The 10370-nt window shown below is 41.3% G+C and carries 8 protein-coding genes and 1 pseudogene; 3 read left to right on the forward strand and 6 right to left on the reverse strand.

Annotated features, from left to right (window positions below):
- Positions 1 to 8 precede the first annotated feature (8 nt).
- Entirely contained in the window at positions 9 to 1367 is a 1359-nt protein-coding gene (gene allB / locus DEAC_RS15930; protein WP_047811054.1) for an allantoinase AllB, read from the reverse strand.
- A gap of 292 nt (positions 1368 to 1659) precedes the next feature.
- Between allB and DEAC_RS15935 the strand changes: the two genes are divergently transcribed.
- Positions 1660 to 2913: a Zn-dependent hydrolase gene (locus DEAC_RS15935; protein WP_047811055.1), complete on the forward strand. Its 1254-nt coding sequence runs from the start codon at positions 1660 to 1662 to the stop codon at positions 2911 to 2913.
- Between the two features lie 268 nt (positions 2914 to 3181).
- On the opposite strand, the gene allE is transcribed toward DEAC_RS15935, so the two are convergent.
- Complete coding sequence (gene allE, locus DEAC_RS15940; protein WP_047811056.1) at positions 3182 to 3946, reverse strand: (S)-ureidoglycine aminohydrolase; 765 nt, start codon at positions 3944 to 3946, stop codon at positions 3182 to 3184.
- A 26-nt stretch (positions 3947 to 3972) separates the two neighbouring features.
- Positions 3973 to 4335 (reverse strand): cupin domain-containing protein, encoded by a 363-nt coding sequence (locus DEAC_RS15945; RefSeq protein WP_047811057.1) that lies wholly within the window; start codon positions 4333 to 4335, stop codon positions 3973 to 3975.
- Positions 4336 to 4600: 265 nt separating this feature from the next.
- On the opposite strand from DEAC_RS15945, the gene DEAC_RS15950 reads away from it, so the two are divergent.
- The gene (locus DEAC_RS15950) at positions 4601 to 5572 is read left to right on the forward strand and encodes a FadR/GntR family transcriptional regulator (RefSeq protein WP_161796462.1); all 972 of its coding nucleotides are present in this window, start codon (positions 4601 to 4603) and stop codon (positions 5570 to 5572) included.
- A 168-nt stretch (positions 5573 to 5740) separates the two neighbouring features.
- Here DEAC_RS15950 and DEAC_RS15955 read toward each other — a convergent pair whose 3' ends face one another.
- The 3 genes from DEAC_RS15955 to DEAC_RS15965 form a co-directional block, all read right to left on the reverse strand.
- Positions 5741 to 6691, reverse strand: a complete 951-nt coding sequence (locus tag DEAC_RS15955; protein WP_047811081.1) for a LysR family transcriptional regulator — start codon at positions 6689 to 6691, stop codon at positions 5741 to 5743.
- 254 nt (positions 6692 to 6945) lie between these two features.
- Entirely contained in the window at positions 6946 to 7173 is a 228-nt protein-coding gene (gene tatA, locus DEAC_RS15960; protein ID WP_047811059.1) for a twin-arginine translocase TatA/TatE family subunit, read from the reverse strand.
- A 180-nt stretch (positions 7174 to 7353) separates the two neighbouring features.
- The gene (locus DEAC_RS15965) at positions 7354 to 9645 is read right to left on the reverse strand and encodes a transglycosylase domain-containing protein (protein WP_047811060.1); all 2292 of its coding nucleotides are present in this window, start codon (positions 9643 to 9645) and stop codon (positions 7354 to 7356) included.
- Positions 9646 to 9935: 290 nt separating this feature from the next.
- Here DEAC_RS15965 and DEAC_RS15970 point away from each other — a divergent pair.
- Positions 9936 to 10370 (forward strand): annotated as a pseudogene (locus DEAC_RS15970) (IS110 family transposase); the annotation flags it as partial.

Consider the following 10370-nt stretch of genomic DNA (forward strand, 5'->3'; position numbering starts at 1 on the left):
CCCCTAACCTATTTCAATTTGCTGACAAATTCACCAAAGCCCTTTTGACCGACTAATTTGCCGTCTTTGGCGACCACTTGACCCCTTACAACGGTGCAGATAGGAAGACCCTTTCCTTTTAAACCGACAAAAGCAGAAATTTTATTGACATAGTACAAGGACTCCGGAGTAATTTCCCATTCCTTTTCCGGATCAAGGATAACGAGATCGGCATCAAATCCAACCTCAATGGCACCCTTTTTGCCAAAAATCCCGCAAACCTTTGCTGGACCTTCACTTAAACTCCGGGCCAATAAGGTCGGATTATAGCCTCTCTTGACAACGCCTTCGCTAAAGACGACCTGCATGACATTCTGGATACCGCTAATGCCACCCCATGCTCCAAAAATCCCATGCTTTTCTTCACTCTTCTCACTCAATTCACACGGTGAATGATCAGAAGCTACGCAAGATAATGTCCCGTTATTAACATATTCCCACATTTCTTCTACAGCGGCCGCTTCCCTTAAGGGGGGTGCACATTTGAACAAACTGCCATTCTTAATGACGTCTTGGTCGGTAAACGTAAGATAATGTCCGCATGTTTCAGCTGTTACATCAATCCCTTGCTGCTGTGCCTCTTGAATGATTTTAGCAACACGAGGATGGCTGACATGACAGATATGGGCTTTTGCTCCCAGCTCCTTGGCAAGATTAATTATATTTTGAGTGGCTATTAGTTCGGCAATGACCGGTCTGGAATTTAAAAAATCCTGCCAGTCATTTTTTACTTTACGTTGTGCTCTCTTCTCTTCCCACTTGATCAGGGAATAGTCTTCGCAATGAAAAGCGGCACGGGCATCAAACTCCCGCAAAATTTCCATAGCTTCTTTAGCTTGACCGATAGTAAGAGATACGTAATCAGGAGATACCGGCCCAATGAAGGATTTAAAACCGATACAACCTTTTTCATCTAGTCCTTTCAATTGATTTAAGTTATAGTCAACTAGTCCTCCCCAGAAACAATAGTCAACATAAGCGTTTGCAGAAACCGCTTGAATCTTTTTATCAAAAATCTGAGCATCCGTCATTGCTGGTTCATTCTGCAGAGGCATATCAATGATTGTAGTGATTCCCCCCACCCCTGCTGCTGCAGTGCCGTGAGCATAGTCTTCTCTCCATAAGTAACCTGGATCATTTAAGTGAGCATGACTGTCAATAGCCCCGGGGAATATATAGTTTCTCTGAGCATCAATTACTTCTTTACCTTCAAGGGAATTTTCGGATTCTACGATGGCAGCAATTTTCCCATTCTTAACTCCTATATTAGCTTCGATAATTCCATCCGTTTTAACAACCTTGCCGTTTTTTATAACCAGATCAAACATTGCCCAACCCCTCCTTTTACTAATTAAATACCTAAAATCCGACATCTCTTTAGGATACCCAGCTTAAGTCTTAAATCTAAATTATTATTGGTAATGTCCCCTCCTTAACATTGAATTTATACAATTCGAATAATGTGCTACATCTAGAATATAATGAACATTTACATTTTTCATTATCACAATGTGCTAATTAAAAGATGATTTTATTATCTATAATTACTAAAGACAAAAGTCTAAAAATATTAAAAAATAAAACTAGACACAATATAAGCCAATTTAAGGAGTGACAAACGTGATTAATAAGGAACGTCTACTTCATCGTTTATTGGAATTAGGGAAGATAGGAAGGAATCAATCTGGAGGCATAACTCGTCACGCCTTTACTCAAGAAGATAGATCGGCAAAAGATCTTGTTGCTGTTTACATGCGGGAAGCCGGCTTACAAGTAAGAGAAGATGCCGTAGGCAATCTGATTGGCCGCCGGGAAGGATGTGACCCTAACGCAGCAGTGGTTCTAACAGGTTCCCATATAGACTCTGTTTGTGACGGAGGAATCTATGACGGTGCACTAGGTCTTCTCGGAGCAATTGAAGTCTTGCAGACACTAAACGAACAACATATTGAAACGAAGCATCCCATTGAGGTTTATGCTTTTAACGACGAAGAAGGATCTCGTTTTAGTTTTAGTATGTTTGGGAGCCGAGGGGTTATCGGCAATCTAAGCCATAAAGATCTTGAAATAAAAGATAGAAATGGTATTTCTGTCGCTGAGGCAATGAAGGCACAAGGGTACGATCCGAACAAGATCGGCGAGGCTAACCGCTCCCAAGAATCAATCAAAGCCTTTATTGAACTCCACATTGAACAAGGAAAAGTTTTGGAATCGAAGAACCTCTCTATTGGTATCGTCAGCGGGATCGTCAACGAACTTTGGCTAAAATGTTCTGTCTATGGTGAAGCGGGGCATGCCGGAGCTACGCCCATGACCTTGCGTCATGATGCCTTAGTTGCGGCTGCCGAAATGGTTCAAGTTGTTGAACGAGAGGCGAAATCAACAGGAACTACGGTAGCTACCGTAGGACGGCTTAATGTACAGCCTGGAGGTATCAATATCATTCCTGGAACCGTCGAATTTACCTTAGATCTTAGGGATACTTCCCAGGAGGTCAGCGATAAGGTGGAAAGGCAGATCTTTAAGGAATTCGATAGAATCTGCAAGGACAGAGGAGTTAGTCTCAAGACTGACATTCTGCAAAGAATTCCGCCTGCACCTTGCGCAGAAGAGTTCCAAATTGCCGCTCAAAAAGCATGTGTGGCTTCAGAACTCCCATATTTTTCTCTGCCCAGTGGTGCAGGACATGACGCCATGCAGATGGTGAACATCTGCCCCATCGGCATGATTTTTGTCCGTTCGAAAGATGGAATCAGTCACAATCCGGCAGAATGGAGCAGCCCCGATGATTGTGCCGACGGAGTCAAAGTACTGTATTATACTTTATTAGAATTAGCTGTTAAAATTAGCCAAAACATATTTATCCAATCATAAGGCTCCCGCTTCTATAAGCGGGGGTCTTCCCACACCTCACTTCAAGTTCACTTTATGTAACCTCTTTTAGGGAGTAGTCAAAACTTATAGTTGACCACTCCCTTTAAAGTTTCATGGAGTATCTTTTGTATCTTTAATTCTTTAACGAGTTTGTTGGGAAGCAACTGCCTTGAATTATAAAGTATAAAAAAAATGCTCCCATTTACGCAAAAGATATATAACCTTTTACATTATGGGAGCATATTGAAAATAGTTGCTAAATTATCACTTAAAGCTCAACATCTCTGTTGCAATCCTTGGAATAGATGTACGTAAAGTTCGTCCTGCCGACACCATAGGCCGCTTGAGCCACATAAGGGCCGAACCACATGAAATCATCCTTTTTGATCATCGACCAGTTGTCATCAAGGAGATAACAGCCTTCGCCTTCCAAAATATAAGCCCCATGCTCTTGGACATGAGTCTCTACGAAAGGATGGCATCCTCCCGGCGCGAAAGAGAGAATATGCATGTTCATATCGAAATTGATATCAACCGGAAGAAGATCTTTAACGAAAACGTTTTCCATCTCATCATAAATTCTGTATTCGATATCATTAACGTTTCCATAATACACATAAGGATTCATGCCTTCACAGGGAATATAGACTTGTTTATACAGAAGAACCTTCATCGGCTTTTCGCTGGTGTTCTTAAATTCCAGACCTACACCTGCCGGAGCATAAATATAGGCACCATCAACCGCCTTATAGTCTTTACCGTCAACAGTATAGTTTCCTTCCCCTTCAATGCAATAGATAAATGTTTCGACATTGGCTTGCTTACCAAATACCTTGGTTGTTCCACCATTCTTTTCAGCAGTAATCACATATTGAACAAAACTAGCCCCCATTTTCGGCGAAGCGACAATACTGATTCGGCAGCCTTCAATTCCTGGGACAACATTATTAACGAGTCCGTCAGGAGGAATTACGGCATACTTACCGTGCTTTACAACTGCTCTTGTCGTTAGAATATCCTTTGGGTAACCCATAAAAAATCATCCTTTCACTATATCTTCTACTGTTCTTTTTGTTTGGTATACAAAATCACTGCAATATACTCTAAATCACAATCTCCGATATTCTCGATGGAATGATAATCTCCGTCGTTGCAATGCGTCATATCACCAGGACCGAGAATTTGTTCCTGTCCGTTATCATTGACTAGAGCTTTGCCTTTCAGAATGTAATATGTTTCAAAATCTCCAACATGTTGATGTTTGCCGATTGACCCTCCTACAGGGATAATACTTACTCCAAAAAGCCTGCCTGTTCCATGGTTATCCTTATTCTCAAGGATATTGATAATTTTTACTGTGCCTTTTCCGTCTTTTAGGTTTGGGCTGTATTCAACCCGTAAGTCTTCAGCCTTTTTGATCATAAACTGTCCTCCGTTTAGAAAGCGGTCTTGTGGTCGACCGCTTTATTTGCAATTTTATTCTAACTCATGTATTGTTATAATGCAATCTTTAATTTCGGGTGAACTCGGTCAGGGAACCACTCCCCTTGTACAAGTGGGACTCTTACGATTGGCTAAAACGTTTGCTATAATTAATATGTCAGTTGATGACTAACAGCTGCTAGGACACCAGAAAGGCTTGATAAGACAAATGGATAATCTTACCCCAATACATATTCCCGAAAATATGCTTTTGTTACGAAGGCGGCTCATGCTGTCGCAAAGCGCCTTTATTCATAACTATTTAATGAACGATAATCAGCCTCACCTTAGTATATCCAAACTTTCGACACTTGAAAAAAAGTTAAGTAAGGACAGTGAACATTATGCCTCACTGCTTGCTCAAGCTTTCGCTGTAGATTCTAAACTCTTTCAGCTCCCCCCTGATGATTTTGCCAAGAATATTGACGTGTTTCTTGCCAACCAACGATCTCTCCATGGAAAGACCTTAGCCGATCTCAGTCCAATCGAAAAAAAATCAAGCCAGGTTGAAACTCTGGCTAATACCCTCAGTAATTTTCTTGAAGACCAAATCTTAGCAAACAAAATGAAGCCTGGCGATAAGCTTCCCTCAGACCGCAATCTTGCTGCCCTATTTAATGTTGGGCGAACTTCCATTCGCGAAGCTTTAAAAGTCTTAAACGTGCTTGGGCTTATCAATATTCTCCCTGGACAAGGTACTTTTATTGCCTCAGACAGCTCAGAATTTTTTTTGACCCCGTTATCTTGGACATTTTTCTTGGGAGATAAGAATTTGGAGCATGTGATATCAGTACGTAATGTCCTGGAAATTGAATCGGCTCGTCTAGCCGCTATTAATGCAACTATAGAAGATTTAGATAATCTTGAATTGATTTTCGAACAATCTAAAAGAGCATATCTTGAACGTAATTATCAACACTTCGTTAATTTAGATCTTGATTTTCACCTCTCAATTGCGCAATGTTCCCATAATCCAATCCTAAGTAATTTGCTCCAAACTTCGCGCAAACTCATTAAACATATCAGCAAAAGCGGTATGGTGAACATTGATAATTTAAATGCCGTCTATCAAGAACATAGTCTCATCTATGAAAACATCTCGCAGCATCGTAACGACGAAGCCGTTTTAGCCATGAAAAATCATCTTGAAAACGCTCAAATAAGATATAGCCTTTAGCAAAGAACATTATGCGCAAAAAAAGCCTCCAGGAGCCAAGAGCCAATGGAGGTTTTTTATATCGTAATTCGAATTTTCAGCTATGAATCCTCCCTCTACCTGCGCTATCACTTGAGGCGGAGGACTTCTTATGAGCTATATTAAATGGTTTACTTTGAAGCTAGCATATCATTTTTTTTTCTTATTTTTCTCAAATTCATAATAATCCTTACTTATAATATCCTCAATCTGATTATGGTCATGAAGCAGATCGATTAAAGCACGTTCTTTTTTAGTCTTAGTAATTTGGGCATTGGTCAAAATACTGAAAGGTCTATAAATGGGGCCGTCTTCGAATTTTAAAGCCTTGAAATGCTTTTGATCATCGTTGCTGCTGACGGTTAGCTTGGACATAACTGCAATTCCAAGTCCCGCCACAATGACTTCCTTAATCGCTTGAGTGCTGCCTAATTCCATGGCTACATTCAATTGATCGGGATCAAGCCCTTTCTCCTTCAGAGCTATTTCCATGACCTTGCGAGTTCCAGAACCTTCTTCTCTTGTCACAAGATGCTCAGATAAAAGTTCTTCCAAGGATATCGTATTTCTTGATCCCCAAGGATGGAAAACCGGTATCACAACAACTAATTCATCCTCCCAGAAATTCTCAACATTCAGGTCCTTATACTGAATGATAGGACCTTCAATGAGTCCAACATGCAGTTTTTTTTCCGAGATATCTTGTGAAATACTATCTGTATTGGCGATCTTAACCTTAAACTCAACATCAGGATGATGCTGAGACATAAACGCTAAAATTTTAGGGAGAATGTATTCCCCAATGGTTAAAGTAGCCCCAAGGTAAAGCAATTTGCGCTGATCTTTAGCAACAGCATTGATCTCTTCCCTGGCGTGGGAAAGAATGTCCAAAACTCTTACAACATGGGTATAAAAGATTTCACCTTCTTTTGTCAGCGTAACCCCTTTATTCGTACGGTCAAAAAAACGTGCGCCATATTCATTTTCCAGACTCTGTATCTGCAAAGTGATACTGGGTTGACTCATATGAAGACGCTTGGCCGATAAGGTAATATTATTCGTTTCCGCTACTTCTTTAAACATCTGAAATACTTGTTCGATGATGAGCCATCTCCTTTCCTGAGTATTTCTATGAATAGTCTCTCTTTCTAAAGTGAACTCGTTCAGCAAAGCTGAACATCGGGGTTCAGATACAATAATGTCCAGTGGATATTGTTGCCGAGCCGCCTTTCCCAATTGGAATACTTAGCGGCGAAGGAGGATTCTACCCCACCTGAAGTTTACTAAGGACCACTTATTGAAGTGGGGCTCTGTCATCGCAGATTAGGCAGGAAACGTTCCAATTGTTCATCAGTCTATTGTTTATTGTTCTGGTTGTTCTGGTTGTTCTGGTTGTTCTGGTTGTTCTGATCGTCTTCTTTCATTTCAGTAGGTTTTCCCTCAGAAGCTTTTTTAAATTCTGCAATTCCTTTACCTAATGATTTACCGATATCCGGCAGTTTTCCAGGGCCAAAAATAACTAATGCAATGACCAAAAGTATAGCCATTTCCGGAACATCAAAAAACCCGAACGAGATCAGCATATTTATCCCTCCCGCATAATCTTCCAAACTTTTACTTACAACGAATCAACTTTGTTATCTATTCTTTAGAATTACCTAGATCTCAAAGATGATTCAAATTTATTTACGGTTTTTTAGGAAATAAGCTCTGTCCGAAGACAGAGCCTAAAAGATGACCAATGGCAAACGATAGCTTCCGTTTTAATAAGGCGCTTCCTGCAATTGCTGCGGCAAAGGCGCTTTAGCCGGCAAACGGTAAGACGCTTCATTCGCTGGCCAAGTAATGGCAGGATCTCTATCCGGAAGATATAAGAACACACGCGAGACTTTGTTGGGATCACTGGCCGGAACTATCACTCTTGGATTCTTGGGATCAACATATTCCTGTACCCATATATTACTAACTTGAGTAGGGAAATTCCCCTGAGCGGCTATTTCCGTTTGAATGAACTGCGAGGGTGTTAAAGAACTTGGTAAATATCCCGATTTCGTATCAATTTTACCGCTAACAATTCCTGCGGGACGGGAAAACTGTGTCTGCACCTTCTTCCCTTGAAGAGCGACGGTCATGACCTTCTTCCAAATCTGAGCTGGATAGCTTCCGCCGTAGACTTGACGCAAATAATGCTGCCCATCGGGATCAGAATCATAACCCATCCAAACTACTCCGCTGTAATACGGCGTATAACCGGCAAACCAAGCATCGGGATTACCATTTTTATTGCCATAGCTTTGCGGCAGAGATGTGGTGCCTGTTTTTCCGGCAACAGCCCAATCCCCCATTTTTGCCGCATAACCTGTTCCGCTCGTTACGACGCTGCGCAGCATATCATTGATTAAATAAGCGGTGGTTTCTTTCATGACACGTTCTCGAGTTATTTCCGGAGTTATAATAGTCTTTCCCGTTGAATCAAGCACTTTATCAATAGCATGACTGGTAACACGCACTCCATTGTTGGTATAAACTCCATAAGCTGAAGCCATATCCAATGTCGAAACGTGACATGTTCCCAGAGCCAAACTTAATACCTTATCCTGACTTGTCAGAGGTAAGCCAAGATTATCTCTGGCAAATTGCCAACCAGTATCCACGCCAATTAAACTCAAAAGCTTGACAGCATAAACATTAACGGACTGCGCCAATGCATAACGCATTGTAATCCGTCCTTTCCAGCCTGAAGTATAAGTATCATCATCTACAGGGCTGTAAGTCTGACCGGACCCTAAATTAAAGGTTACCGGCATATCATCCAAAACTGTCCCGGGATAATAGCCACCCTTATCCAAGGCGGGACCATAAACAGCTAAAGGTTTAATTGTAGATCCCGGCTGGCGCTTAGCTTGCCAAGCACGATCAAAATTTCCAAATTGATAATTCCGTCCGCCAACCATAGCCACAATATTGCCCGTCGATGGTTGGACAATTGTCATCGCCCCCTGGACAAGAGTCTTATCATAACTTTTGGGGAAATTTGCCGGGTCATTAAAAGCGTCTTCAGCAGCCGTTTGTATTTTGGGATCAACCGTTGTATAAATTTTTAATCCTCCATTAAAGATTTGATCCTGAGTCAAATTGTATTTATTCTCCAACTCATTGACAACATAATCTACAAAAGACGGATACTTATAATTATCTGTTGCATAAACAGCCTTTTGTGGTCCGCCATATGTTTTAATCATCGTGTCTACATAGGAAAAAGATTCATTAATAGATTGATTGTACTGTGCATCGTCGATTATTCCCGCATTGCGCATAACGCCAAGAACTATATTGCGTCTGGCCTTGGCTGCATTAGGATGAAAATAGGGATCATATCCGCTGGATGCTTGGGGTAATCCCGCCAAAAGTGCCACCTGAGCCGGGTCAAGCTGGCTGACGTCTTTGCCAAAATAGATTTTGGCAGCTGCCTCAATACCATAGGAAGATTCGCCGAGAGGAATTTTATTGAGATAAAACGTAAGGATCTCATCCTTGGTATAGCGGCGTTCAAGTTGTATGGCAATAAGAACTTCTTGAATTTTTCTCGTTAGCGTCTTCACCGTGGGATCTTGGATGAAGGCATTACGGGCCAATTGCTGCGTAATTGTGCTGGCCCCTTCTTTGGCGCTTCCAGAGATCAAATCCTGATATAGTGAACTGACAATTCGAATCGGATCTATTCCGATTTCCTGATAAAAACGTTTGTCTTCAACAGCAACAAACGTTTTTTTCACGATATCCGGAATTTGAGATGAACTCAAGCTAAGCCTATTCACTGTACTATGTAACTGAGCGATTTCATTTCCATCCTTATCATAAATAACCGAAGACTGCTTCATGTTGTCCAGAGAGGAGGGATCCCATTGCGGAAGCTGTGCAGCTGCCTTCCATACCATAATTCCGCCAATAGCAACAGCTATAATAAGCATAGTCAAAAGTGAATAAAGGAACACTCGAAGCTTACTGATTTTTCTTCGTCGTGAACCGCTATCCTTGCGCGACGTTTTAGCCATATTAAATAACCCCCAACAATTAAATACTAATTAAAGTATAACATACTAAATATCGAGAAACAGAATGGAAATAATTGTTTATTTGTCACTTTAGTACATTTTTTGCATTTCAGGGCCTAAGGTTCCGTCAAATAACAACAATTAAAATCGCTGAACGAAGAGATAAACTCTATCAAGGAGCATTCCTGTAGTAGGAAAAAATGAGCTTTGTCAAAAAGAAGACCTCACGTTACAATTTGAAAGGACTGTTGGCCAACAGAATCCAATCAAAATAACGGAGGTCATCCCAAATGAATTTTACACAAAACGAGAAACTAAAGCAACTTTCTGAAAGAAGTATTGTTATCGGAGTGGACATCGCCAGCGAGCTTCATTACGCCAGGGCTTTCGACTGGCGAGGAGTAGAGCTGGGCAAAGTATTCAAGTTTGAAAAACAGTGCTGAAGGATTCAGGGATTTCTATGCATGGATTGAACGTTTAAAAGGTCAAGCACAAAAGGACTGCATAGTGGTAGGCGCAGAGCCAACCGGCCATTACTGGTTCGGCCTGGCATCATATCTAAAAGAGCAAAGCATTAAGCTAGTCCTCGTAAACCCATTCCATGTAAAGCGTAGTAAGGAGCTTGATGACAACCACCCCAGCAAAACGGATGCTAAGGACCCCAAAACAATTGCTAAGCTGGTCATCGAGGGGAGATACAATGAGCCCTATATCCCGGAGGGGAT

Origin of the sequence: Desulfosporosinus acididurans (genome assembly GCF_001029285.1) — a bacterium.
Classification (GTDB): domain Bacteria; phylum Bacillota; class Desulfitobacteriia; order Desulfitobacteriales; family Desulfitobacteriaceae; genus Desulfosporosinus; species Desulfosporosinus acididurans.

What these genes read in the sequence shown, in the direction of transcription:
- allB (WP_047811054.1), bottom strand. Translation starts at nt 1,367, where the DNA reads ATGTTTGATCTGGTTATAAAAAACGGCAAGGTTGTTAAAACGGATGGA.
- allE (WP_047811056.1), bottom strand. Translation starts at nt 3,946, where the DNA reads ATGGGTTACCCAAAGGATATTCTAACGACAAGAGCAGTTGTAAAGCAC.
- DEAC_RS15945 (WP_047811057.1), bottom strand. Translation starts at nt 4,335, where the DNA reads ATGATCAAAAAGGCTGAAGACTTACGGGTTGAATACAGCCCAAACCTA.
- DEAC_RS15950 (WP_161796462.1), top strand. Translation starts at nt 4,601, where the DNA reads ATGCTTTTGTTACGAAGGCGGCTCATGCTGTCGCAAAGCGCCTTTATT.
- tatA (WP_047811059.1), bottom strand. Translation starts at nt 7,173, where the DNA reads ATGCTGATCTCGTTCGGGTTTTTTGATGTTCCGGAAATGGCTATACTT.
- DEAC_RS15965 (WP_047811060.1), bottom strand. Translation starts at nt 9,645, where the DNA reads ATGGCTAAAACGTCGCGCAAGGATAGCGGTTCACGACGAAGAAAAATC.